Source organism: Rhodophyticola sp. CCM32, assembly GCF_004751985.1.
Lineage (GTDB): Bacteria > Pseudomonadota > Alphaproteobacteria > Rhodobacterales > Rhodobacteraceae > Rhodophyticola.
In genome coordinates, this window is sequence record NZ_CP038492.1 from 103,558 (window position 1) to 126,794 (window position 23,237).

Genomic DNA, 23,237 nt, shown 5'->3' on the forward strand with positions numbered 1-23,237 from the left:
CTCCGATGGGGAACAAAATCGCCCAGGTGCAGCGGGTTGAGGCTATATGCTTTAAGTATAAAATATTTGTACTTGAAGTTTCCACACCCCTGGCCTAGCCTGAAGAGAAGGCCCCGGTCACCCGGACCGGACCAGCACCGGAGGTGACGTCAGATGCGCATTGCCTGTCTCGGAGGCGGCCCTGCGGGCCTCTATTTCGCGATTTCGATGAAGCTGCGCGATCCGTCTCATGAGATCACCGTGTTTGAGCGGAACAAGGCCGATGACACGTTTGGCTGGGGTGTGGTTCTGTCCGATGATGCGCTGGAGAATATGACGCGGAATGATCCGGTTTCGGCCACGTCCATTCGTGAGAGTTTTGCCTATTGGGATGATATCGCGGTGGTGCATGCCGGGCATCGCACGGTTTCCGGCGGCCATGGGTTTGCCGGGATCGGGCGGAAGAAAATGCTGCTTCTTCTGCAAGACCGTGCCCGTGCGCTGGGCGTCGATCTGCAATTTGAGGCCCCGGTCGGGCCGGTCAGCGACTATAAGGAGGCTTATGATCTTGTGGTGGCCTGCGACGGCATCAACAGTGCCGTGCGCACCGAATGGGCCGCGCATTTCAAGCCCGAGGTGGATGTGCGGGAATGCAAATTCATCTGGCTGGGCACCCATCAGAAATTCGACGATGCCTTTACCTTCATCTTCGAGAAAACCGAACATGGCTGGGTCTGGGTCCATGCCTATCAGTTTGATGAGGACACCGCGACGGTGATCGTGGAATGCCAGCAGGATACCTGGGACAGGATCGGGTTCGAGGCGATGTCGAAAGCCGAGATCATCACCAAATGCGAAGAGATCTTTGCCGATCATCTGGATGGCCATAGCCTGATCTCAAATGCCGATCATCTGCGCGGCTCGGCGGTTTTCATGAACTTCCCCCGGGTGCTGTGCGAAAAATGGCACCATGAGAATGTGGTGCTGCTGGGCGATGCCTCGGCCACGGCGCATTTTTCCATCGGTTCCGGCTCACGGCTGGCCTTTGACAGCGCCATTGCCCTGGCCGAGTTGCTGCATACGGAACCCGGCATGGAGCAGGCGTTTGAACGCTATCAGGAGGAGCGTCGGCTGGATGTTCTGCGCCTGCAATCGGCGGCGCGCAATTCGCTGGAATGGTTCGAACAGGTGGAACGCTATCTTGATATGGACCCGGTGCAGTTCAATTATTCCCTGCTGACCCGGTCACAGCGGATTTCCCACGAAAACCTGCGCCTGCGGGATCCGGACTGGCTGGCCTCGGCGGAAAAATGGTTTCAGATGCAGGCCGGCGCATCTGATGATGCCCCGACCCGCGCGCCGATGTTCGCGCCTTTCAAGCTGCGCGACATGGCATTGAAGAACCGCATCGTGGTGTCGCCCATGGCGCAATACAAGGCGGTGGATGGCTGCCCGACCGACTGGCATCTGATCCATTACGGGGAACGCGCCAAGGGCGGTGCGGGGCTGGTCTATACGGAAATGACCTGTGTCTCGCCCGAGGGCCGGATCACGCCGGGATGTCCGGGGCTTTATACGCCGGAACACGAGGCGGCATGGGCGCGGCTGGTGGCGTTCACCCATGGGGAGACCGAGGCGAAAATCTGTTGCCAGATCGGGCATTCGGGGCGCAAAGGCTCCACCAATCTGGGGTGGGAGGGGATGGATGAGCCGCTGCCAAATGGCAACTGGGATCTGATCTCGGCCTCTGCGATCCCATGGTCTGCCGGGAATGCCACGCCCCGGGCCATGACCCGCACCGATATGGATGAGGTCACGGCACAATTCGTCGCTGCCACGCAGATGGCCGACCGTGCGGGCTTTGACATGATCGAGATGCATGCCGCCCATGGGTATCTGATCTCCTCTTTCATCTCGCCGCTGTCCAATATCCGCGACGATGACTATGGCGGCAGTCTTGAAAACCGGATGCGCTACCCGCTGGAGGTGTTCGAGGCGATGCGTACGGCATGGCCCGGGGGCAAGCCGATGGCGGTGCGCATTTCGGCCAATGACTGGGTGGGGAGTGATGGCATCACCCCGGAAGACGCGGTTGCGATTGGCGGGATGTTCTCAGCCGCCGGAGCGGATATCATCGATGTGTCTGCCGGGCAGACCTCGACCGGGGCCGCGCCGGTCTATGGCCGGATGTTCCAGACCCCGTTTTCCGACCGTATCCGCAACGATGCGGGGATCAGCACCATGGCGGTTGGCAATATCTATGAACCGGATCATGTGAACTCGATCCTGATGGCGGGTCGGGCCGATCTGGTCTGCCTGGCGCGCCCGCATCTGTCAGACCCCTATTGGACCCTGCATGCCGCGACCGATCTGGGTGACCGGGCAGAGACCTGGCCGAAACCCTATGAGGCGGGGCGCGATCAGGCCTGGCGTCTGGCCGACCGCGCGGCAGAGATGGAGATCAAGGTATGAGACGTGTTCTTGTGACCGGAGGCGGCTCAGGCATCGGGCGCGGTATTGCGCGCGCCTTTGCCGGGGCGGGCGACACTGTCAGCATCGTGGGACGGCGGGCCGATGCGCTTGCCGAAACCGATGGCGGCCGTGGCATGGCGTGTCTTGTCGCGGATATCACCGATGAAGCGGCGGTTGACGCATTGTTCCTTCAACCGTTCGACGTGGTCGTGGCCAATGCGGGCATCGGGCGTGCAACCCCTCTGGTGGAGGTGACGCTGGAGGAGTGGAACACCACCCTTGCCGTCAACCTGACCGGCACATTTCTGACCTTTCGCGCCGCGCTGCGGCAGATGCCGGAAGGTGGCCGGCTGATCGCCGTGGCATCCACACAGGCCCTGAAAGGCGGGGGGCGCATTGCCGCCTATTCCGCCTCCAAACACGGGGTTCTGGGGCTTGTGCGCTCCGTCGCCCATGAGGTTGCGCGCCGGAATATCACCTGCAATGCTATCTGCCCGGGCTTTGTTGACACGCCGATGGCGGAGGCCGCGGTCAAAAGCGTGATGAAGGGCCGGGGCGTGGATGAGGCAGCGGCCCAGGCCATGGTCGTGGCGAACAATCCGGTGGGGCGCATGATTGGCGTCGAGGAAGTTGCCTCGGCGGCGCTTTATCTCGCGTCACCGGGGGCCGCGATGGTCAACGGTCACGCGCTTAGCCTGTCGGGAGGGGAGATATGACCCAAAGCGACCCCGGAACTGTCACCTCACCCGCCTCCAAGGAACGGTTGCGCCTGTGGCTGCGGTTCCTGAAAGTCAGCCGCATGATTGAATCGCAACTGCGCGAAAACCTGCGCAAGGAATGTGCCACCACGCTGCCGCGTTTTGACGTGATGGCCGCGCTGTCGCGCTATGAGGACGGGCTTAAGATGAGCCAGCTTTCCGGTGTGCTGCGGGTCTCGAACGGCAATGTTACCGGCATTGTGGACCGGCTGACCGAAGACGGGCTGATCGTGCGCGTGCCTGTACCCGGCGACCGGCGCGCCGCCCTGGCGCGGCTGACGCAGCGCGGGCGCGAGGAATTTGACCGCCAGGCCGCCGCCCATGAGACTTGGATCAACAGCATGCTGGCCGATTTCTCGGCGGAAGAGGCGGCGGATATCGCCGCCAGGCTGGACCGGCTGGAAGGCAGCCTGCACGGGGGCGAGGATTGAGATGCGGAGCGATGTAACCCATTTCAAATGTGAGATTTCCGATGGCATCGCCACCGTCGCGCTGGACCGGCCCGACCGCAAGAACCCGCTGACTTTCGACAGCTACGCAGAGCTGCGCGACTGGTTCCGCGATCTGGCCTATGCCGATGATGTGTCTGCGGTGGTTTTCGCCTCCAATGGCGGCAATTTCAGCTCGGGCGGCGATGTGCATGACATCATCGGGCCGCTGACCCGGATGAGCATGAAGGAGCTTCTGGCCTTCACCCGGATGACCGGCGATCTGGTCAAGGCCGTTGTGACTTGCGGCAAACCGGTGATTGCGGCGATTGACGGGGTCTGCGTCGGTGCGGGCGCGATCATCGCCATGGCCTCTGACCTGCGGATCGCCACGCCCGAGGCCAGATGCGCCTTTCTGTTTACCCGGGTCGGGCTGGCGGGCTGTGACATGGGCGCCTGTGCGATCCTGCCCCGGATCATCGGCCAGGGCCGCGCGGCAGAGTTGTTATATACCGGGCGGTCCATGAGTGCGGAGGAAGGCGCGGCCTGGGGGTTTTACAACAAGGTGGTCGCGGGCGATGCGCTGGACGAGGCGGCGCAAACCATGGCCGCGCGCATCGCAGCGGGCCCCAATTTCGGGCATATGATGACCAAGACCATGCTGGCGCAGGAATGGTCCATGTCGATCGAACAGGCGATCGAGGCCGAGGCGCAGGCGCAGGCGATCTGCATGCAGACGGCAGATTTTGAACGCGCCTACAAAGCCTTTGTCGCCAGGGAAAAACCGGTGTTCGAGGGGGATTGATGGATGAGCAATGCGCGGCATCGAACACATGTTGTGCCCGGCGTCACGCCGGGCCGCGCCCGACCCTTCCCCCGGGAGGGCGCTTTCGCACCCATCCAGGCTCGGGCGCGGCCCTTGCAACACCGGAGGATTGCCAATGCCTGACCGGTCCTTCCTCGACTGGCCTTTCTTCGAGCCTCGCCACAGGGAACTGGCCAAGATGCTGGACATCTGGGCGGGCGAGACCCTGGGCGAGATCGACCACAGCGATACCGATGCGGCCTGCCGCGATCTGGTTGCAAAGCTGGGGCAGGGCGGATGGCTGACCCATGCTGCGGTGGAGCCGGGCAGCACCACATCACTGGATGTGCGCAGCCTCTGCCTGATCCGCGAGACATTGGCCCGCCATGACGGGCTGGCGGATTTTGCCTTTGCGATGCAGGGCTTGGGCACCGGCGCGATTTCGCTGTTCGGCAATGACCGGCAGAAAGCCGAATGGCTGCCGAAAATCCGCGCCGGTCAGGCGATTTCGGCCTTTGCCCTGACGGAACCGCAATCAGGGTCGGATGTGGCCAATTCCACGATGACGGCCACGCGCGATGGCGATGATTATCTCCTGAATGGCCAGAAAACCTGGATCAGCAATGGCGGCATTGCCGATCTCTACACGGTGTTTGCCCGCACCGGGGAGGCGCCGGGGGCAAAAGGCCTCTCTGCCTTTATCGTTCCCGCCGACACGCCGGGGCTGCGCATTGCCGAGCGTCTTGTGACCATCGCGCCGCACCCTTTGGCGACGCTGGATTTCACCGAGTGCCGCATCCCCGGAACAGCCCTGATCGGGGCCAGCGGGGCGGGGTTCAAAATCGCCATGTCAGTGCTGGATGTTTTCCGGTCCACTGTCGCGGCTGCGGCCCTTGGCTTTGCCCGCCGCGCGCTGGACGAGGCCATCGCCCGTGTCACAACCCGGCAGGTTCAGGGCGCGCCGCTGTTCGATTTGCAGATGGTGCAGGGCCATATCGCCGATATGGCGGTGGATGTGGATGCCAGTGCGCTGCTGGTCTATCGCGCCGCCTGGGCCAAGGATGCGGGCGCGCCGCGTGTCACACGGGAAGCGGCGATGGCCAAACTGTTTTCGACCGATCAGGCGCAGAAAGTCATCGACCGGGCGGTGCAGTTGCATGGTGGTGACGGCGTCCGTTCCGGCACGCCGGTTGAAAAGCTTTACCGCGAAATTCGCGCGCTTCGTATCTATGAAGGCGCCTCCGACGTTCAGAAAACCATCATCGCCCGCCAGAGTATCGGCGGCTAATCTGAAAGGGAGGAACAAGTCATGCAAGCGCTCGAAAAAGGCATTACGAAAAACCGGGTCGGGTCTCGGGAGACGACCTGGAATATCCTCGGGCAGACCTATTATCCGAAAGCCGTCTGCGAGACCACATTCGCATTTGAGACCAATTCTGTCCCCGATGATTTCCTGTCCCCTCGAAACAAATGAGTGACCCATGTTAAGCCCCTCCGCCCATACGGACAGTTTCACCCGCGATGCCCTGCCGCCATCTGATCAATGGCCCGATTTCCTGCTGGACGGGTTCGAGTATCCCGACCGTCTGAATGCGGGGGTCGAACTGACCGATGCGATGGTTGCAAAAGGGCATGGGGACGATACGGCGCTGATCGGAAACGGGCGGCGGCGCACCTATAAGGAACTGACCGACTGGACCAACCGGCTGGCCCATGTGCTGGTCGAGGATATGGGGGTGGAACCGGGCAACCGGGTGCTGATCCGATCGGCGAACAACCCTGCCATGGTGGCCTGCTGGCTGGCGGCGACCAAGGTCGGCGCGGTGGTAATCAACACCATGCCGATGCTGCGCGCGGGCGAGTTGGACAAGATCGTGGGCAAGGCGCAGGTCACCCATGCGCTGTGCGACACGCGGCTGATGGATGAAATGGTGGCCTGCGCCAAGGACAGCCCCTTCCTGACCCATGTGGCCGGGTTCGACGGCACCTCGAACCATGATGCGGAACTGGATCGGCTGGCGCTGGAAAAACCGGTGACCTTCGATGCGGTGGCCACGGCGGCCGATGATGTGGCCCTGCTGGGCTTCACTTCTGGCACCACCGGGTCGCCGAAAGCGACGGCGCATTTCCACCGGGATCTGATGATCATCGCCGATGGCTATGCCAAGGAAGTTCTGGGCGTCACGCCAGAGGATGTGTTTATCGGCTCACCGCCTTTGGCCTTCACCTTCGGGCTCGGCGGGCTGGCGGTGTTCCCGCTGCGCTTCGGGGCGACGGCAACCCTGCTGGAGGCGGCCTCGCCCCCCAACATGATCGAGATCATTCAGAAATATAAGGCGACCGTATGTTTCACCGCCCCCACCGCCTATCGCGCGATGCTGTCGGCGATGGAACAGGGGGCCGATCTGTCCAGCCTGCGCGCGGCGGTGTCGGCGGGCGAAACCCTGCCCGCGCCGGTATATGAGGACTGGATCGCCAAGACCGGCAAACCGATGCTGGACGGGATCGGCGCGACCGAGATGCTGCATATCTTCATCTCGAACCGGTTCGATGATCACAAACCGGCCTGCACCGGGCGGCCCGTCACCGGGTATGAGGCGAAGGTCATCGGTGAAGACGGGGCGGAACTGCCGCGCGGAGAGGTCGGGCGCCTTGCGGTGCGCGGGCCCACCGGGTGCCGGTATCTGGCTGATGACCGGCAGGCAGGCTATGTGGCCGATGGCTGGAACATCACCGGCGATGCCTTTTCCATGGATGCCGAGGGGTATCTGCATTTTGCCGCCCGCAATGATGATATGATCATATCCTCGGGCTATAACATTGCCGGGCCCGAGGTGGAGGCGGCGCTTCTGTCTCATGCCCATGTGGCGGAATGTGCGGTGATCGGTGCGCCTGATGCCGACCGGGGGATGATTGTCGAGGCCCATGTGGTTCTGGCCGATGGTGACCCGACCCCCGAGACGGCGAAGCTGCTGCAGGATCATGTCAAGGCGATGATCGCGCCTTACAAATACCCGCGCCGGGTGGTGTTTGCCGAGGGGCTGCCGAAAACCGCGACGGGCAAGATCCAGCGGTTCCTGCTGAAGATGCCCTGAGTGTCAGATGGTATTCACCTATCCGCAAAAGATTCTGTTCAAGCATTGCGACCCGGCGGGGATCGTTTTCTATCCGCGCTATTTCGAGATGATCAATGACTGTGTCGAAGCGTTTTTCGCGCAGATCGGGTTTCCGTTCGAAACCCTGCATAAAACCGCCTCGGTTCCCACGGCCGAGATTTCCACGCGCTTCACCGCGCCAAGCCGCCATGGGGATCATCTGATCCTCACGCTTGAAGCCACGCGTCTTGGCCGGTCCAGCCTGGGCCTTGAGATCACGGCATCCGCCGGCACCGAGGCGCGGTTCGCCTGCACCTCAACCCTGGTTCTTGTCGATGCCACCGGGCGGCCCCTGCGCTGGCCCGACCCGATGCGCGCCGCCCTTACCCCCTATATTCGGAGCAGACCATGACCGCCACAATCATTCAGCCCAGGGGCTGGGCCCCGGCCAAAGGCTATGCCAACGGGATGCTTGCCGCCGATGGCACGCTGTATATCGGCGGTCAGATCGGCTGGACCGCGGATCAGGTGTTTGAAAGCCATGACTTCATTGCCCAGATGGAACAGGCGCTGCGCAATATCGTGGCGGTGGTTGAGGCGGCGGGCGGAACGGTGACTGATATCACCCGGCTGACCTGGTTTGTGACCAGCAAATCGGAATATCTGGCCCGCCAGCGCGAGGTGGGCGAGGTCTATCGCCGGGTTCTGGGCCGCCATTTCCCGGCCATGTCCATGCTGGTTGTTGCCGGGCTGGTCGAGGATGAGGCCCTGGTCGAGATCGAGGCCACCGCCTATCTGGGCGGTGAGGGCTAAGAGCGGGTTTCGATTCAGATTACAGCATGCTGCCTTAAACCTGAGACATCGCGCATCACAAATGTCCCGAGAACGCGAAGCGTGACAGGGTATTTGTGATTCAAGTTTAAGGCAGGGGGTGCTTTAAATGATTTCTACTCAAAGCGGAGCGAAATTCCATAAGACGGTTCCACATGAAAGCTGAGAGCGGCGCCCGCCCCGTGGGGGCGGTGCGGGCGCTGCCCGGCGGTGCCGCCGGGCGGGAGCGTGATGGTGGGCATTTCCGTGTGTCTGTTCAATAAGGCAGCAGTGACGTTCCCGAGGGCGAAACTTCTCACACCGTGCCGCCAAGCGATCCTTCCAGCGCCACCAGTTCCTGACCACCTGCCATCATGTCCTGCAACTCTTCAGGCGTGATCTGCCCGCGTTGCGCGGTGCCAAGTGTCGTGCCCCGGTTCAGCACGGTGAACCGGTCACCCACGGCCAGCGCGTGGCGGACATTATGGGTGATGAAGACCACGGCGATGCCCTTTTTGCGCACCTTGTCCACGGTGGCCAGCACATTGGCCGTCTGGCGCACGCCCAGGGCCGAGGTCGGCTCATCCAGGATCAGCACCTTGGCCCCGAAATGCACCGCGCGGGCAATGGCCACGGTCTGGCGTTCCCCGCCCGACAATGTGCCAACCGCCTGATCGGGCCCGCGCAGATTGATGCCCATCTTGCCCATTTCCTCCATGGTCACGGCATTGGCATATTCATGATCGAACATCTTGATCGGCCCGACCTTGCGGATCGGCTCGTTCCCCATGAAGAAATTGCGGCTGACCGACATCAGCGGGATCATCGCAAGATCCTGATAGACGGTTGCAATCCCGGCGGTGATCGCATCGCGCGGATCGTCGAACTGCATCGGTTTGCCTTCAAAGAAGATCTCGCCCCGGGTCGGTTTATGGACCCCTGACATGGTCTTGATGAAGGTGGATTTGCCGGCACCGTTATCGCCCAGAAGACAATGGCATTCGCCGGGATACACCTCCAGTGTCACCCCGTTCAGCGCGATAACGCTGCCGAAGTGTTTCTCAATCTTCTTCATCTCGACGATGGGTGCATGATCGGTGCTCATCGCTTGTCCTCCTCATGATCGGTCACGATCAGTGCTGCCCTGTGATCGGTCACGATCAACGCCGTCCTGTGATCGGTCACGATCAACGCTCCCCGGTGATGATGCGGCGGATATAGGTGTTCAGGATCACCGCAAACAGCAGGATCACCCCCAGAAACACCCGGAAGAGAGAGCTTTCGACGCCCACAAAGAACAGGCCCTGCTGGACCACGCCGAAGATCAGCGCCCCCAGGGCGGCCCCCACGACCGAGCCATATCCGCCGGTCAGAAGCGCCCCGCCGATAACCACCGCAATGATTGCCTCAAACTCTTTCAGCACGCCGCGATCCGCGCCCGCCGATCCGAATTCCATCACCTGACAGGTGGCAAAGACGCAGGCGCAGAAAGCGGTGAACATGAACATCAGGATTTTCACCCGGTTCACCGGTACCCCCACATAGCGCGCCGCCTGGGCATCGCCGCCCGCCGCGAAAACCCAGTTTCCGAACCGGGTGCGGGTCATCACCGTATGGCCGAAAATCACCAGCACGACCGCCCAGACAATCAGCATCGGGATGCCGTCGATCACCGGTTCGCCCGCGCGCGTGCCGCGCTCGAACGTGTCGATCACCCCCAGATCGGCCAGCCAGACAAAGATCGGCCCGCCCACCTCGCCACCGAAAAGCGGCGCCAGCCAATCACCCTCTGCGGCGGTATCAATCCCGCCGATGATGGTGCGACGCTCGATGGTCTGGGGGAAAAAAATGGTGAACCCGCGCAGGATGAACAGCGCCGCCAGGGTCACGATGAAGCTGGGCAGCCCTGTCTTGATCACGATATAGCCGTTCATCGCCCCGACACAGACGCAAAGCGCGAAGGTGATCAGGATCGCCAGCCAGACCGGCAGGCCAAGCGTGACCGAGAAGATGGCAATCGACATGCCCGCAAACCCGATCATCGAGCCGACGCTCAGATCAAACTCGCCGGCGATCATCAGCATGCAGGCGCCGACCGCGATGATCATGAACTGGGCTGATACGGTCGACCAGTTCATCACGCCCTGGGCGTTGAACATGCCACTGTCGCTGGCAAAAAGCAGAAAGAAGACAAAGACCGCGACCGTGCCGACAATGCCCCCCAGCTCCGGGCGGATCAGCGCCCGGCGGATGCCCGACATCTGCTTTACACGTTCGTCCTGTGGTGTTGCTGTGTCAGACATCTGCCCCTCCCGCCTGTCTTTATGAAACCGGCGCGGCCCTTGTCCCCGGGGGCCGCGCCGGAAAGTGGGTTTCGCCCGGGTATCCTAGCGGTACTCGCCCGCGTATTCGGACACCAGATCAAGGCCGTCTGCGGTGATGAAACCGGGGCCGGAATTGATATTGTTGCCCGGCAGAACGCCATAGCGGTGGTAATTGGTCAGAACCACAACCGGCAGATAGGCCTGCAGGAAGGGCTGCTGATCAATGCCCCATTCGATGACGCCATCGCGGATGCCCTGAACGATATTGTCACCCAGATCGAAGGTGCCGAAATAGATATCCCCGGCCATGCCGTTGGATTCCAGCGCCAGAATCGTCGGATCCGCCGAGGTCGGCCCAAGCGTCAGGATCGCATCGGTGTCGGGATTGGCGTTCAGATAGGCCAGAACCCGGTTCTGAATCTCGGACGGGTCGGTGCCGCTGTCGATCATGGAATCGCCCAGATCAACCCCAAGACCATCGGCAAAACCCTGGCAGCGTTCGGCCACAACCGGGTTCGAGATGACATGGTTCACGCAGAGAAACGAGGTGACGCCATCACGCGCCGCCCGCTGGCCCGCAGCAAGACCCGCATCATATTCCGGCTGGCCCACATACATCAGCGCGCCGACATCGGCGGCCTGTTCGGGGGTGCCGGAATTCATGATGATCACGTCAATCCCCGCATCCACGGCGGATTGGATCGGGCCGCTGAGCACATCGTAATCGGCCAGGGTGGTGATGATGCCATCGGGCCCGGATGCGGCAACCTGCTCGATGATCCGGGCCATGTCGGCGATGTCGCCGGTGGGCGGGTTGCGGTATTCAACCTCGACATCCATCTGGTCACCGGCAAGGGCCAGCGCGTTGCGGATTGTGTTCCACCAGCTGTCGCTGTCAGGCGCGTGGCTGACCAGCACATAGCGTTCCCCCTCTGCGGCGGCCTGGCCCGCCGGGATAAGCGGGGCGGCGGCAACCAGGGCGGTGAGCGCGGCAGTTTTCAAAAATGATGTCATGAAGTTCCTCCCAAGGAATATCCCCCTCGGCGGATACGGGGGCCGTTGGTTTTTCCGCCTTGGGCAGATCGTAAGCACGAATCGGCTCAATTTGCAACCGGTTGCAAAAAACTTGGCCATGATGCATGGTGATTTCGCGCATTTTATCTGAAAAGAGAGGCTGGACGCTTTGCAATCGGATCGTCGGAGAGAATGGCAGTTACCCTGAAAGATGTGGCCATACGCGCAGGTGTATCCCGTTCGGCCGTGTCCCGGACCTTTACCGAAGGGGCTTCTGTCTCTGAAAAGACCCGGCGCAAGGTCGAGAAGGCCGCCGATGAGCTGAGCTATCGGCCCAATGCGCTCGCCTCCAGCCTGACAACGGGGCGCACCAAGCTGATCGGGCTGGTATCGAACAATTTTCACAACCCGATTTTCCTTGAGGTGTTCGATCTGTTCACCCGGGGATTGCAGGATCGCGGGCTGCGCCCGCTTCTGGTCAATCTGAGCGATCAGACGGATCCGGCGGGCTCTGTGCGGATGCTGCGGCAATATTCCGTCGATGGGGTGATCGTGGCCTCATCCACCCTGCCGCCCAGTTTCGCCAAGGAGTTCCGGGATGCGGGCGTACCGGTTGTGCATTCTTTCGGTCGCCGTTCCAGCGCGCCGCAGGTGCATGTGGTGGGTATCGACAATGTGGAATGCGGGCGGATGGCGGCGCAGGCCCTGATCGACCGGGGCTATGAACATGTGGCCTTTCTGGGCGGGCCCGAGGCCGCGACCTCAACCCAGGATCGCCTTGCCGGATTTATGGAGGTGATGCGGCGCCATCCCGGCATCGCGGTGAGCCACAGTTTCGCGTCGGAATATTCTTTCGATGCGGGCCGGGTCGAGATGACAAAACAGCTGATGACCGACCCGGCAGAGGCGTATTTCTGCGGCGATGATGTGCTGTCGATCGGTGCGTTGAGCGCGGTGGCCGAGGCCGGGCTGTCCGTGCCCGGTGATGTGGGGATTATCGGGCTGAACGATATGGAGATGGCGAGGTGGGAGAATATCAACCTGACCACCATTCATCAGCCGGTGGGAGAGATCATCAATTCCTCGATCGATCTGGTTGTGGCGACAGTGGACAGGCCCGAGCGGACACCTGAGGCGCGGCTGTTTCCATGCCGGATTGTGGAACGCGGCACGTTGCGACCGCTGGTGGCGCGCGGCGCATAACATTTGGCAGGGGTGTCGCCGCCTTCGGCACCGACCGGTCGGGGGGCCAGCCCCCCAAACCCCCCGGCGTATTTGTGACAAGAAGAAAGGGCAGGGGGAGTGGGGACCCGGCGGGCCGGGTTCAGCGAAACATCGGCGGGCGGGCCTCCACCCATTTGCCTTCTGCCTTGCCGCTTTCGGCAACGGCGAACACGGCGGCCATGGAGCGCAGCCCGTCCTCGGCGCGGGGATAGAGATTGGCCACAGGGTCCATCACGCGGCCCTCTTTTTCCGCCCGGATCGCTTCGGCCAGGTCTTTGTAGATATTGGCGAAGGCAAGCGGCATGCCCTCAGTATGGCCGATGGTGACACGTGTGGTACGGTCTGCCTCGGGGCTGAGCCCCGCCTCCCCCGTTCGATGACCTGCAGACGTTCGCCCAGGGGCATATGGAACAGCTGGTTCGGGTGTTCCTGCGTCCAGCGCAGCCCGCCTTTTTCGCCGAACACCTGAAGGCCCAGCCCATGCTGGCGCCCGATGGCGATGGAGGAGGTCCAGAGCCGCCCCACAGTGCCGCCGGACATGCGGAAATTGACCATCGCGTCATCTTCCAGAACCCGGCTTTCGATGGCCGATACGGTGTCGGCGCTGAGCTTTTCCACCTCCTGCCCGGTCACGAAACTGGCCATATGCAGCGCATGGATGCCGCAATCGGCGAATTGTGCCGAGACACCCGCCTGCGCCGGGTCATAGCGCCAGCGCACGCGCGGGTTGTCGGCATCGGCGGCATCCGCGTGATGGCCATGGGCGAATTCGGCCATGACCAGACGGATCCGGCCCAGATCGCCCCGTGCGACCATGGCCTTCATATGGCGGACCAGCGAATACCCGGAATAGCCGTAATTCACCGCGCAGATCCTGCCGGTTGATTCTGCCAGCCTGACGATCTCTTCGCCTTCCTCGACGGTCATGGTCATCGGTTTTTCACAAAGCACATGGAACCCGCCCTGAAGGAAGGCTTTGGTGATCTCGAAATGGGTGGCGTTCGGGGTGGCGATGGTGACCAGATCGAGTTTGTCTGCACGCTGCTGCTCGCGGTCCAGCATCTCGCGCCAGTCGCCGTAAGAGCGGTCGGCGGCCAGCCCAAGCTGTTGTCCATAGGCGCGGCCTGCCTCAGCCCTGTGGTCCAGAGCCCCGGCGGTGAAGGTGAAGGCGCCGTCAAGACCTGCGCCCAGACGATGGGCGGGGCCGATCTGGCTGCCTTCCCCGCCGCCGATCATGCCCCATGTCAGTTTCGCCATGATCAGACCTTTCCGTTGAAGCCGATGGAGGTGAGATAGTCGCGATTGGCCCGGGCATCGCCCACAGGGTCGGGGTCAAGCGTCGGGTCGCAATCCTGTTCGACCGTACACCAGCCCTGAAACCCGGCCTCCAGCAGCAGGTGCCGCACGGCGGGGAAATCGACATCACCCTGCCCGAGATTGCAGAAAATGCCCTGCCCGCAGGCATCATAGAACCCGGTGCGCCGGGCGATAACATCTGCCTTGACGGAGGGGTCGATATCTTTGAAATGCATGTAGGAAATACGCCCCATATGGCGTTTCATGAAACCCACCGGGTCAAACCCCGCATAGGAATGATGCCCGGTATCGAAGCAGATTTTCAGGATCTGTTCATCGACCTCGTCCAGCAACCGTTCCAGCTCGGGTTCGAAATCCATGAAGCCTGCGGCATGGGCATGGATGCCCACGGTCAGCCCGTATTCCTCGGCCCCTATTCTGGCGATGGTGGCAATCCGGTCGCGATAGGCGGCCCATTCGGCGGCATCCATCTGCTCGGCCTCATCGGCGCGGCCTGCGGTGGGCGCGCGGCGCGGCGAGATCGAGTCGATCAGCACCAGATGCTGCGCGCTATGGGCGGTCAGCGCCTTGCAGGTGCGCAGGGCGCCATCCATCACATCCTCCCACGCGTCCGGGTCATGGAAGGGGCGGAACACCACACCGCCGATCAGGTCCAGATCATGCTTTGCCAAAGCCTCGCCAAGGACTGCGGGGTCTTCCGGCATGAAGCCCACGGGGCCAAGCTCGATACCTGTATAGCCTGCCTCGGCGCATTGTTGCAGAACACTTTGCCAGTCCGGGTTTCGCGGGTCATCTGCAAATTCCACACCCCAGGAACAGGGCGCATTGCCGATCTTTATGGTCATGTCCGGTGTCCCTTTCAGACAGAGGTAAGTGAAATCCAGCGTTTCCGGGCTGAAGAGGTGAGTGCGGCGGCGATGATTCGGTTCACCTCCATCCCGTCGCGGAAGCTGGGCCAGACCGGCTGGCCGGTTTCGATGGCGGTCAGAAAATCCTTCGCCTCGATGATGATCTGATCCTGATAGCCGGTGCCGTGGCCGGGCCCCTGACAGAAGGACAGATAATCAGGATGGGCCGGGCCGGTCAGGATTTTGGTGAAGCCGCGCGTGGCCCCGGGCCCCTCGGCCCGGTAGAGCCAGAGCGCGTTCTGATCTTCCTGATCGAAGCGGATCGCGCCTTTTGTGCCAGTGATCTCATAGGCATAGCCCATTTTGCGGCCGGTGGCGATACGGCTGAAATACATATGCCCCATCACGCCGTTTTCAAAGCGGCACATGATCTGGGCCTGATCGTCATTGGTGACCTGTTCCGGCCCGCCCGCGCCGGGGCGGGTTTGGTGAACGGTCTCAACCTCCCCCATCACCTGGGCAATCGGGCCGACAAGGGCGAGGGCGGCATTGATCATATGGGGGGCCAGATCGCCCATTGTACCGTTGCTCATGCCTTTGGTGCGCCAACTCGCGGGGCTGTCGGGATCGGCGTAGAAATCTTCGGTATGTTCGCCGCGAAACCAGGTCAGATCGCCGATTGTGCCCTCGGCGATCAGCTGTCTGGCATATTGGCTGGCGGGTGTGCGGATATAGTTGAAGGCGACCATGTTGACGGCACCGCTGGTCTCTGCGGCCTCGACCATGGCCCGGCTGTCCTCAAGCGATGCGCCAAGTGGTTTTTCGCACAGGACCGGTTTGCCGAGCGCGAAGGCGGCCAGGGCAATTTCGCGGTGCATGTCCTGCGGGGCGGCGATGATGATGGCCTGAACGCGGGCATCGGCGACCAGCGCCTGCCAGTCATCCGTTGCCCGGGCAAAGCCGTAAGCCTTGCGATAGCGTTCGGCACTGTCCGGTGTGGTGGCGCAGACCATTTCCAGCCGCGGGCGCAGCACAGTGTCGAACACGGCCCCGACGGCCGCCATCGCGACCGCATGGGCCTTGCCCATATATCCGCCGCCGATGATTCCGATGCCGATTTCGGTCATCAGAGGCTCCTCTCCGAGATTCTTATTGCAACCGGTTGCAAAACAATTATCGTTGCGGACAGTGGCAGGCAAGACTGAATCGGCGTGCCTCATGTAAAAGACACCATCTGCTTGGGGAGGGCAGGATGCCGCAAACCCTTCGCCTGACCGTTGCACAGGCCATCATCCGCTATCTTCAGAACCAGTTTATCGATCTGGACGGGGTTGAGCAGCGGATCTGCGGTGGCGGGTTCGGCATTTTCGGCCATGGCAATGTGCCCTGCCTGGGGGAGGCGCTTTATGCCGTGCAGGAGGATTTGCCGCTTTATCGGGGGCAGAATGAACAAAGCATGGGGTTCGCGGCGGCGGCCTATGCGAAATATCACCTGCGGCGGCGGTTCATGTTCTGCACCGCCAGTGCCGGGCCGGGCACAACCAACCTGCTGACATCGGCGGCGCTGGCCCATGCCAACCGCCTGCCGATGCTGATGCTGTGCGGCGATACGTTTCTGACCCGGCTTCCCGACCCGGTGCTGCAACAGCTGGAGCATTTCGGAAACCCGACCCTGGGTGTGAATGATGCCTTCAAAGCGGTGACCCGATACTGGGACCGGATCACCCATCCGGCCCAGATCATCCAGTCTTTGCCCGCCGCATTGGCGGTGATGCTGGACCCGGCGGAGTGCGGGCCTGCCTTTATCGGCCTGCCTCAGGATGTGCAGGGATGGGCCTATGATTACCCTGTCGACCTGTTTGAAAAGACCGTGCATCGCATACGCCGGGTCACACCCGATGCGGATGAGATACGGGATGCGGCAACGGCGCTGACAGCAGCCAAACGCCCGATGATCATCGCCGGTGGCGGGGTGCAGTATTCCCGCGCCGTGGATCAGTTGACCGGTTTTGCCGAGGCGCATCAGATCCCGGTGGTGGAAAGCATTGCCGGGCGGGCCAATCTGCTTGCCACCCATGATCTGAATATCGGGCCTTTGGGGGTGACGGGATCAGACAGCGCCAACAGCATTGCCGAACAGGCCGATGTGATCCTGTCGGTTGGTTGCCGGTTGCAGGATTTCACCACCGGGTCCTGGACCGCCTTTGCCCATGACGCGACCCTGATCTCCCTGAATGCGGCGCGCCATGATGCGGGCAAACACCGGTCCTTGCCGGTGGTGGGGGATGCGAAACTGGGGCTGATGGCGCTTGATGCGGCACTGGCCGGGTATAGGGCGCCGAAAGGCTGGACCGCGATGGCGCGGGCGGAACGGGAGACATGGGATGCCTATGTGGCGGAGAATATCGCCCCCGGCAACCGGCCCAATTCCTATGCGCAGGCCATCGGCGTGGTGAATGCGCTCTGCGATACCCGCGACCGGGTTGTGGCGGCGGCCGGTGGATTGCCTGCCGAGGTCACCGCCAACTGGCGCACGCTGGATATTGGCACGGTGGATGTGGAATTCGGCTTTTCCTGCATGGGGTATGAGATTGCCGGAGGCTGGGGCGCGCGGATCGCGCAGGCGCAGATTGAGCCGGAGCGCGATACCATCGTGTTCACCGGTGACGGGTCATACCTGCTGATGAATTCCGACATCTATTCCTCGGTCCTGACGGGGATGAAGCTGATCATTCTGGTGCTCGACAATGGCGGGTTTGCGGTGATCAACAAACTGCAAAACAACACCGGGAATGAAAGCTTCAACAATCTGATCGCCGATTGCCCGACCGTGCCCGCCCCCTTCACCGTTGATTTCGAGGCCCATGCCGCCTCCATGGGGGCTGTGGCCGAGACCGTGGCGAACCCGACAGAGCTGGGGGAGGCGTTCAGCCGTGCGAAGGCCAGCGACAAGACCCATGTGATTGTCATGAAAGTGGACCCTTACGAGGGCTGGACCACGCAGGGCCACACCTGGTGGGAGGTCGGCACACCCGAAGTTTCCGACAGCGCCAAAGTGCGCAAGGCCTATGCAGAGCAGGAAGCCACCCGACCCCGGCAGCGCAAGGGCGTGTGACATGGACCTCTCGGGCAATAATTTTGTCATCATCGGGCGGGCAGGGATGGATTTCTACCCCGACCCGCCGGGCACCAGAACCGAGGAAGCCATACAGTTTTTCAGCTGTCTTGGCGGGTCTTCGGCCAATATCGGCGTGGCGATCACCCGGCAGGGCGGGCGCGCGGCGCTGGTCACAAGGGTGTCGGATGATGCGATCGGGCGCTTTGCCGTCAATGAGTTGCGGAAATACGGGATTGATCATGCCCATGTGACCCCCGTGGGGGGCGAGGCGCGTACATCCCTGGCGGTTGTTGAGACCCGCATCGAAGACCATCAATCGGTGATCTACCGCAATGGCGCGGCGGATTTCCAGATGACCAAAGCCGATGTGGAGGCGGTGGATTACACCGCCTATTCCGCACTGATCACCACCGGCACCGTTTTCGCGGCAGAACCGTCGCGCAGCGCCTGTTTCCATGCTTTCGATCTGGCCAAGGCTGCCGGTCTGCCGCTGATTTTCGATATCGACTATCGCCCCTATTCCTGGCCCTCGGCAGAGGAGGCCGCACAGGTCTACTCCCGTGCCGGGGCTATCTGTGATGTGATCATCGGCAATGATGTGGAATTCGGGTTTATGGCCGGTGATTATGACAAAGGCCTTGAAAAGGCCCGGTCTCTGCTTGCCGAAGGCGCGCAGGTCGTCATCTACAAAATGGGGGAAAGGGGGGCTGTGACCCTGACACCCGAAGGTGAATTCCGCACCGGTATCTTTCCCACCACGGCGCTGAAACCCACCGGTGCAGGTGACAGTTTCATGGGTGGTTTCATCGCCGCCCTCGCCGCAGGCCGCGAGGTGCAGGAGGCGGTTCTGCGCGGTTCCGCCGCTGCGGCCATTGTTGTTTCCCGCGTGGGTTGCGCGCCTGCGATGCCTACAACCGAAGAAGTGGAGGCATTCCTGGCCTCCCATCCCGGGCCGGTTGCGGCCTGAAAGGACCATTCAGATGCATATTCCCCCCTATGACAACGCCAATACGCCCATCGTCGATGTGGACCATGATCTGGTGCCGCTGAACTATTTCAACATCGTCAGGCTGGCGGCGGGGCAAAGCTTTGACTATGCCGTGCCGGGGTATGAAACCTGTGTTGTGCCCGCAACCGGGACGGTGACGGTTGAGGTGGCGGGAGAGACCTATGCGGATATCGGCAACCGGGTGATAGATGTCTGGGACGGGGAGCCCGAGGGCGTTTATATACCGACCGGCGCAGGCGCGCGGATCACCTGTCAGACAGACACGGCCGAGGTGTTCATCGCCGGTGCGAAATATGATGGCGTGCTGAAACCCTTTGCGGTCCGCGCGGCAGAGCTTGATCTGGTCCAATACGGCTCAGACGACACCAAGACCCATCGCAAGATCAAACATATTCTGGGTGGCAACCATCATGACCGTGTGGGCCGGTTGCTGGTCAGCGAGCTTTATACCGTGGGGCAGGGGGGCTGGTCGGGATTTCCCAGCCACAAGCATGATACCGACCGGCTGCCCGACGAAACCCGCCATGACGAGACCTATAACTTCCGGTTCAGACCCGATTACGGCTCGGGCCTGCAGATGTTGCAGCGCGAGGATAACAAGCCCGGCGATGCCTATCATATCGTCGATGGCTCCACGATTCTGATCGACAAGGGCTATCATCCCTGCGCCGTGCTGCCGGGGTATGAGATGTATTATTTCACCATCCTCGGCGGGCTGAGCCAGCGGAGCCTGAAACAGTATTTTCAGCCGACCCATGCGGACCAGCTGCACACGATACCCGGGATCATGGATATGGTGGCCAAGTTCAAATGACGCTGGCAACCCTGTCCGAGGTTCTGCAACCCGCCCTGACCCATGGCTATGCGGTGCCCGGTCTGGTCTGTCTGGGCTGGGAGGATATGCGCGCCTATGTGATGGCCGCAGAGGTCGAGAATGCGCCGGTGATCCTGCAGGCGGGGCCAAGCTGCCGGGCGCATACGCCGCTACCGGTTCTGGGCGCGATGTTCCGCAATCTGGCCGAGAACGCATCGGTGCCTGTCGTGGTGCATCTGGATCATGGCTATACGGCTGAAGAATGCCGGGAGGCGATTGAGGCCGGATTTTCCTCGGTGATGTATGACGGATCGCGCAAACCCCTTGCCGAAAACATCGCCGAAACCGCCGAGATTGCCCGGATGGCCCATGTGGCCGGTGTATCCTGCGAGGGAGAGATCGGGTTCGTGGGCTATTCCGGTGGTGAAGCCTCTGCCGGGACCGACCCGGAGGACGCCGCGCGGTTTGTCCGTGAAACCGGAGTGGATGCGATGGCGGTTTCCGTTGGCAATGTGCATTTGCAACAGGACCGGGAAGGCGGGCTGGATGAGCCGCGCATCCGGGCCATCGAGGCCCTGACCACAGTGCCTTTGGTCATCCATGGCGGGTCTGGCGTGCCCGTGGCAGAGCGCAAGGCGCTGGCCGCAGGGTCCAGCATCTGCAAATTCAACATCGGAACGGAGTTGCGGATGGCCTTCGGGGCCGCCCTGCGGCAGGCCGTGACCGCAGACAAGGCGCGGTTTGATCGGGTGCAAATCCTGCAAGACACCCATGACCCGGTGATGGCGGCGGCGCGCACCGTGATTCAAGGGGTAGGTGCCAGCGGGCAGGGGGCAAGCACATGCTGAGACTGGGCATTCTGGGATGCGGCCGGATCGGGCAGGTGCATGCGCGATCTGTTGCACAGGTTGATCGGGCACAGCTGGTGGCTGTTGCCGATGCGATGCCGGATGCAGCCGCAGCGCTGGCCGCGGCGACCGGGGCCGAAACCCGCGATGCTGGCGATATTCTGACGGCCCCGGATATTGATGCGGTGATCATCGGCACCCCCACCGACACGCATTTCGACCTGATCCAGACGGCGGCGGCGGAGCGCAAGGCGATCTTCTGCGAAAAACCCGTCGACATGGATGTGGCCCGTATCCGCGCCTGTATCACGGCGGTGGAGAGGGCCGGTATAGCGTTCATGACCGGGTTCAACCGCCGGTTCGATCCGAATTTTTCCGGGTTGGAACGCCGCCTGCGCACGGGCGAGATCGGCGAGATCGAGATTGTCACGATCCTGTCGCGTGATCCGGCCCCGCCACCTATCTCTTATATAAAAAGCTCCGGCGGATTGTTCCGTGACATGATGATCCATGATTTCGACATGGCACGGTTTTTGCTGGGTGACGAACCGGTCAGCGTTCAGGCCGTGGGCGCGGCCCTGGTGGACCCGGCAATCGGGGGGCGGGCGATGTCGATACAGCCGCCGCGATCCTGACCACGGCCTCGGGGCGGATCTGCCAGATCTCCAATTCCCGCCGGGCAAGCTATGGCTATGACCAGCGGGTCGAGGTACATGGCGCAAAGGGTTTGCTGAGGGCGGAGAACCAGTTGGAAAGCACGGTGGAACTGGCCACCGGTGCCGGGTTTCGCCGGGCACCGGCGCAGCATTTCTTTCTGGAACGTTATCAGCAGGCCTATGCCCTGGAGATGGCCGATTTCGTCTCTGCCGTGTTGGACGGGCAGACACCACAGCCGGATATCACCGATGGGTTGCGGGCGCAGATACTGGCGGATGCGGCCAGCGAGGCGCAGCAAAACGGCACCATTGTCGATCTGCCGGTGGAATAGGCGCGCGCAGGGTCAGATATCGAAAAACACGGTTTCCTGCGGCCCCTGCAAATGAATGTCGAACCGGTATCGGTTCACCCCGTCAGGCTGCGCCAGCAGCGTTGAAAGGCGCGATATCGGTTTGATCGCGCTCAGGATCGGATCGCCTGCATTGGCGGTGTCCTCATCGGCGAAATAGGCGCGGGTGTGCAGGCCGATATTGATGCCGCGCGCGACGATCCAAAGGGTCACATGGGGCGCTTGCAATCGCCCATCGGGCAAGGGCACAGGGCCCGGTTTGACCGTGTCGAAGGCGAAGGCGCCGGTTTCCAGATCCCCGGCAGATCGGCCCCAGCCGGTGAAATTCGGATCGGCCCCGCCACGCGGGTCTTGCGGCGATGGGTATCGGCCATGTGCATCCGCCTGCCAGATCTCGACCATCGTATCTTTCTGCGCCAGCCCGGTGCCATCATACACGGTGCCGGTCAGGGTGATCTCCTGACCCTGCACAGGCCCGGTTTTCATCACAGCACCAAGATCGGTTTCATAGACCCGGTGAATGCCGGTGACATTGGGGGTGCAGCCGATATGCACATAAGGCCCCGCCGTTTGTGACGGGGTTTCTTTCAGATGTTCAGGGGCATCACCCATCTTACATCCCCTCCGCCCGGTTTGCGAACGGGGTCTGGTCCCGACCGCGAAGCGTGATGTCAAACCGATAGGCGCGGGCATCCATCGGGATCGAGCGGTCCATATCAAGCGGTGCGATCAGCATACGCACTGCTTCGGGATTGCTGAGACTGGCGACAATCGGGCAGCGGGCAATCAGCGGGTCGCCTTCGAAATACATCTGGGTGATCAGGCGTTGTGCAAAACCCGCACCGAATAGCGAGAAATGGATATGCGCCGGGCGCCAGGCATTCGGCCCGTTCGGCCAGGGGTAGGGCGCGGGCATGATCGTGCGAAACTTGTAATGGCCATCGGCATCGGTGATCACCCGCCCGCAGCCGCCGAAATTCGGGTCAAGCGCGGCCTGATACCCCTCATTCTTGTGCCGGTAACGCCCGCCGGCATTGGCCTGCCAGACTTCCAGCAGCGCATCGGGAATACCCCGCCCGGTCTGATCACGTACCTGGCCATAGACGATGATGCGCGGGCCAATTGCGGTCTCTCCCGGTGCGGCGAAATTCCGCGTCAGGTCCTGATCCAGCGGCCCGATGATCTGCGGGCTGAAAACCGGTCCGGTTTCCTCGCTCAAACCGCTGGGAAACGATAAGGGCGCCGCGCGGGGGGAGCGGGTGATGCTGGTTTTATAGGCCGGATAATGGGGTGCGGGGTGCCAGCCCCGGTCGCGGGGCAGATAGCCGTCCGGTGGTGTCTTGTTCGTATTTGTCATCCGTGATCTAC

General features: G+C 62.1%; 21 protein-coding genes and 2 pseudogenes. 15 read left to right on the forward strand and 8 right to left on the reverse strand.

From position 1 onward, the window contains the following. Positions 1-153: 153 nt before the first annotated feature. The 9 genes from E2K80_RS00510 to E2K80_RS00550 all read left to right on the forward strand — a co-directional run bounded on the left by E2K80_RS00510 (position 154) and on the right by E2K80_RS00550 (position 8,350). Positions 154-2,451, forward strand: a complete 2,298-nt coding sequence (locus E2K80_RS00510; RefSeq protein WP_135371757.1) for a bifunctional salicylyl-CoA 5-hydroxylase/oxidoreductase — start codon at positions 154-156, stop codon at positions 2,449-2,451. After that, a complete protein-coding gene (locus E2K80_RS00515) occupies positions 2,448-3,167 on the forward strand; it encodes an SDR family NAD(P)-dependent oxidoreductase (RefSeq protein ID WP_135371759.1) in 720 nt (239 codons plus the stop codon). The genes E2K80_RS00510 and E2K80_RS00515 overlap by 4 nt, the downstream gene beginning before the upstream one ends. Further along, positions 3,164-3,640, forward strand: coding sequence for a MarR family winged helix-turn-helix transcriptional regulator (locus E2K80_RS00520; protein ID WP_135371761.1), 477 nt, complete (start codon positions 3,164-3,166; stop codon positions 3,638-3,640). Before E2K80_RS00515 ends, E2K80_RS00520 begins: the two co-directional genes overlap by 4 nt. A gap of 1 nt (position 3,641) precedes the next feature. Continuing rightward, positions 3,642-4,442, forward strand: a complete 801-nt coding sequence (locus tag E2K80_RS00525) for an enoyl-CoA hydratase family protein (RefSeq protein ID WP_135371763.1) — start codon at positions 3,642-3,644, stop codon at positions 4,440-4,442. A 136-nt stretch (positions 4,443-4,578) separates the two neighbouring features. Further along, the gene (locus E2K80_RS00530) at positions 4,579-5,730 is read left to right on the forward strand and encodes an acyl-CoA dehydrogenase family protein (RefSeq protein ID WP_135371765.1); all 1,152 of its coding nucleotides are present in this window, start codon (positions 4,579-4,581) and stop codon (positions 5,728-5,730) included. Positions 5,731-5,751: 21 nt separating this feature from the next. Beyond that, complete coding sequence (locus E2K80_RS00535; RefSeq protein WP_210405412.1) at positions 5,752-5,916, forward strand: hypothetical protein; 165 nt, start codon at positions 5,752-5,754, stop codon at positions 5,914-5,916. Between the two features lie 7 nt (positions 5,917-5,923). Continuing rightward, the gene (locus tag E2K80_RS00540) at positions 5,924-7,537 is read left to right on the forward strand and encodes an AMP-binding protein (protein ID WP_135371767.1); all 1,614 of its coding nucleotides are present in this window, start codon (positions 5,924-5,926) and stop codon (positions 7,535-7,537) included. A 7-nt stretch (positions 7,538-7,544) separates the two neighbouring features. Continuing rightward, positions 7,545-7,949: an acyl-CoA thioesterase gene (locus E2K80_RS00545; protein ID WP_135371769.1), complete on the forward strand. Its 405-nt coding sequence runs from the start codon at positions 7,545-7,547 to the stop codon at positions 7,947-7,949. Next, positions 7,946-8,350, forward strand: coding sequence for a RidA family protein (locus E2K80_RS00550; RefSeq protein ID WP_135371771.1), 405 nt, complete (start codon positions 7,946-7,948; stop codon positions 8,348-8,350). Before E2K80_RS00545 ends, E2K80_RS00550 begins: the two co-directional genes overlap by 4 nt. A 313-nt stretch (positions 8,351-8,663) precedes the next feature. Here E2K80_RS00550 and E2K80_RS00555 read toward each other — a convergent pair whose 3' ends face one another. The 3 genes from E2K80_RS00555 to E2K80_RS00565 form a co-directional block, all read right to left on the reverse strand. Continuing rightward, positions 8,664-9,452, reverse strand: a complete 789-nt coding sequence (locus E2K80_RS00555) for an ATP-binding cassette domain-containing protein (protein WP_135371773.1) — start codon at positions 9,450-9,452, stop codon at positions 8,664-8,666. 82 nt (positions 9,453-9,534) lie between these two features. Beyond that, positions 9,535-10,650 (reverse strand): ABC transporter permease, encoded by a 1,116-nt coding sequence (locus E2K80_RS00560; RefSeq protein WP_135371775.1) that lies wholly within the window; start codon positions 10,648-10,650, stop codon positions 9,535-9,537. Positions 10,651-10,734: 84 nt separating this feature from the next. Beyond that, positions 10,735-11,685 carry a sugar ABC transporter substrate-binding protein gene (locus tag E2K80_RS00565; RefSeq protein ID WP_135371777.1) on the reverse strand — a complete coding sequence of 317 codons (951 nt, stop codon included), beginning with the start codon at positions 11,683-11,685 and terminating at the stop codon, positions 10,735-10,737. 192 nt (positions 11,686-11,877) lie between these two features. Between E2K80_RS00565 and E2K80_RS00570 the strand changes: the two genes are divergently transcribed. Beyond that, a complete protein-coding gene (locus tag E2K80_RS00570) occupies positions 11,878-12,888 on the forward strand; it encodes a LacI family DNA-binding transcriptional regulator (RefSeq protein WP_135371779.1) in 1,011 nt (336 codons plus the stop codon). Positions 12,889-13,009: 121 nt separating this feature from the next. Here the strand turns inward: E2K80_RS00570 and E2K80_RS00575 are convergent. The 3 genes and pseudogenes from E2K80_RS00575 to E2K80_RS00585 form a co-directional block, all read right to left on the reverse strand. Beyond that, positions 13,010-14,166, reverse strand: a pseudogene (locus E2K80_RS00575) (Gfo/Idh/MocA family protein). A gap of 2 nt (positions 14,167-14,168) precedes the next feature. Further along, complete coding sequence (locus E2K80_RS00580) at positions 14,169-15,071, reverse strand: TIM barrel protein (protein ID WP_135371781.1); 903 nt, start codon at positions 15,069-15,071, stop codon at positions 14,169-14,171. Positions 15,072-15,085: 14 nt separating this feature from the next. Beyond that, the gene (locus E2K80_RS00585; protein WP_135371783.1) at positions 15,086-16,201 is read right to left on the reverse strand and encodes a Gfo/Idh/MocA family protein; all 1,116 of its coding nucleotides are present in this window, start codon (positions 16,199-16,201) and stop codon (positions 15,086-15,088) included. Positions 16,202-16,326: 125 nt separating this feature from the next. Between E2K80_RS00585 and iolD the strand changes: the two genes are divergently transcribed. The 5 genes and pseudogenes from iolD (at position 16,327) to iolG (ending at position 21,851) form a co-directional block, all read left to right on the forward strand. Further along, positions 16,327-18,189 (forward strand): 3D-(3,5/4)-trihydroxycyclohexane-1,2-dione acylhydrolase (decyclizing), encoded by a 1,863-nt coding sequence (gene iolD, locus E2K80_RS00590; protein WP_135371785.1) that lies wholly within the window; start codon positions 16,327-16,329, stop codon positions 18,187-18,189. Position 18,190: 1 nt separating this feature from the next. Next, complete coding sequence (iolC, locus tag E2K80_RS00595; protein WP_135371787.1) at positions 18,191-19,159, forward strand: 5-dehydro-2-deoxygluconokinase; 969 nt, start codon at positions 18,191-18,193, stop codon at positions 19,157-19,159. A gap of 13 nt (positions 19,160-19,172) precedes the next feature. Next, positions 19,173-20,015 carry a 5-deoxy-glucuronate isomerase gene (locus tag E2K80_RS00600; RefSeq protein WP_135371789.1) on the forward strand — a complete coding sequence of 281 codons (843 nt, stop codon included), beginning with the start codon at positions 19,173-19,175 and terminating at the stop codon, positions 20,013-20,015. Next, complete coding sequence (locus E2K80_RS00605; protein WP_135371791.1) at positions 20,012-20,863, forward strand: class II fructose-bisphosphate aldolase; 852 nt, start codon at positions 20,012-20,014, stop codon at positions 20,861-20,863. Before E2K80_RS00600 ends, E2K80_RS00605 begins: the two co-directional genes overlap by 4 nt. Next, a pseudogene (iolG, locus tag E2K80_RS00610) lies at positions 20,857-21,851 on the forward strand (inositol 2-dehydrogenase). The gene E2K80_RS00605 and the pseudogene iolG overlap by 7 nt, the downstream one beginning before the upstream one ends. A 12-nt stretch (positions 21,852-21,863) precedes the next feature. Here the strand turns inward: iolG and pcaG are convergent. After that, positions 21,864-22,481, reverse strand: a complete 618-nt coding sequence (gene pcaG / locus E2K80_RS00615; RefSeq protein WP_135371793.1) for a protocatechuate 3,4-dioxygenase subunit alpha — start codon at positions 22,479-22,481, stop codon at positions 21,864-21,866. Between the two features lies 1 nt (position 22,482). After that, positions 22,483-23,226, reverse strand: coding sequence for a protocatechuate 3,4-dioxygenase subunit beta (gene pcaH / locus E2K80_RS00620; protein ID WP_135371795.1), 744 nt, complete (start codon positions 23,224-23,226; stop codon positions 22,483-22,485). Positions 23,227-23,237: the final 11 nt, after the last annotated feature.

What these genes read in the sequence shown, in the direction of transcription:
- E2K80_RS00510 (WP_135371757.1), top strand. Translation starts at nt 154, where the DNA reads ATGCGCATTGCCTGTCTCGGAGGCGGCCCTGCGGGCCTCTATTTCGCG.
- E2K80_RS00515 (WP_135371759.1), top strand. Translation starts at nt 2,448, where the DNA reads ATGAGACGTGTTCTTGTGACCGGAGGCGGCTCAGGCATCGGGCGCGGT.
- E2K80_RS00520 (WP_135371761.1), top strand. Translation starts at nt 3,164, where the DNA reads ATGACCCAAAGCGACCCCGGAACTGTCACCTCACCCGCCTCCAAGGAA.
- E2K80_RS00525 (WP_135371763.1), top strand. Translation starts at nt 3,642, where the DNA reads ATGCGGAGCGATGTAACCCATTTCAAATGTGAGATTTCCGATGGCATC.
- E2K80_RS00530 (WP_135371765.1), top strand. Translation starts at nt 4,579, where the DNA reads ATGCCTGACCGGTCCTTCCTCGACTGGCCTTTCTTCGAGCCTCGCCAC.
- E2K80_RS00535 (WP_210405412.1), top strand. Translation starts at nt 5,752, where the DNA reads ATGCAAGCGCTCGAAAAAGGCATTACGAAAAACCGGGTCGGGTCTCGG.
- E2K80_RS00540 (WP_135371767.1), top strand. Translation starts at nt 5,924, where the DNA reads ATGTTAAGCCCCTCCGCCCATACGGACAGTTTCACCCGCGATGCCCTG.
- E2K80_RS00545 (WP_135371769.1), top strand. Translation starts at nt 7,545, where the DNA reads ATGGTATTCACCTATCCGCAAAAGATTCTGTTCAAGCATTGCGACCCG.
- E2K80_RS00550 (WP_135371771.1), top strand. Translation starts at nt 7,946, where the DNA reads ATGACCGCCACAATCATTCAGCCCAGGGGCTGGGCCCCGGCCAAAGGC.
- E2K80_RS00555 (WP_135371773.1), bottom strand. Translation starts at nt 9,452, where the DNA reads ATGAGCACCGATCATGCACCCATCGTCGAGATGAAGAAGATTGAGAAA.
- E2K80_RS00560 (WP_135371775.1), bottom strand. Translation starts at nt 10,650, where the DNA reads ATGTCTGACACAGCAACACCACAGGACGAACGTGTAAAGCAGATGTCG.
- E2K80_RS00565 (WP_135371777.1), bottom strand. Translation starts at nt 11,685, where the DNA reads ATGACATCATTTTTGAAAACTGCCGCGCTCACCGCCCTGGTTGCCGCC.
- E2K80_RS00570 (WP_135371779.1), top strand. Translation starts at nt 11,878, where the DNA reads ATGGCAGTTACCCTGAAAGATGTGGCCATACGCGCAGGTGTATCCCGT.
- E2K80_RS00580 (WP_135371781.1), bottom strand. Translation starts at nt 15,071, where the DNA reads ATGACCATAAAGATCGGCAATGCGCCCTGTTCCTGGGGTGTGGAATTT.
- E2K80_RS00585 (WP_135371783.1), bottom strand. Translation starts at nt 16,201, where the DNA reads ATGACCGAAATCGGCATCGGAATCATCGGCGGCGGATATATGGGCAAG.
- iolD (WP_135371785.1), top strand. Translation starts at nt 16,327, where the DNA reads ATGCCGCAAACCCTTCGCCTGACCGTTGCACAGGCCATCATCCGCTAT.
- iolC (WP_135371787.1), top strand. Translation starts at nt 18,191, where the DNA reads ATGGACCTCTCGGGCAATAATTTTGTCATCATCGGGCGGGCAGGGATG.
- E2K80_RS00600 (WP_135371789.1), top strand. Translation starts at nt 19,173, where the DNA reads ATGCATATTCCCCCCTATGACAACGCCAATACGCCCATCGTCGATGTG.
- E2K80_RS00605 (WP_135371791.1), top strand. Translation starts at nt 20,012, where the DNA reads ATGACGCTGGCAACCCTGTCCGAGGTTCTGCAACCCGCCCTGACCCAT.
- pcaG (WP_135371793.1), bottom strand. Translation starts at nt 22,481, where the DNA reads ATGGGTGATGCCCCTGAACATCTGAAAGAAACCCCGTCACAAACGGCG.
- pcaH (WP_135371795.1), bottom strand. Translation starts at nt 23,226, where the DNA reads ATGACAAATACGAACAAGACACCACCGGACGGCTATCTGCCCCGCGAC.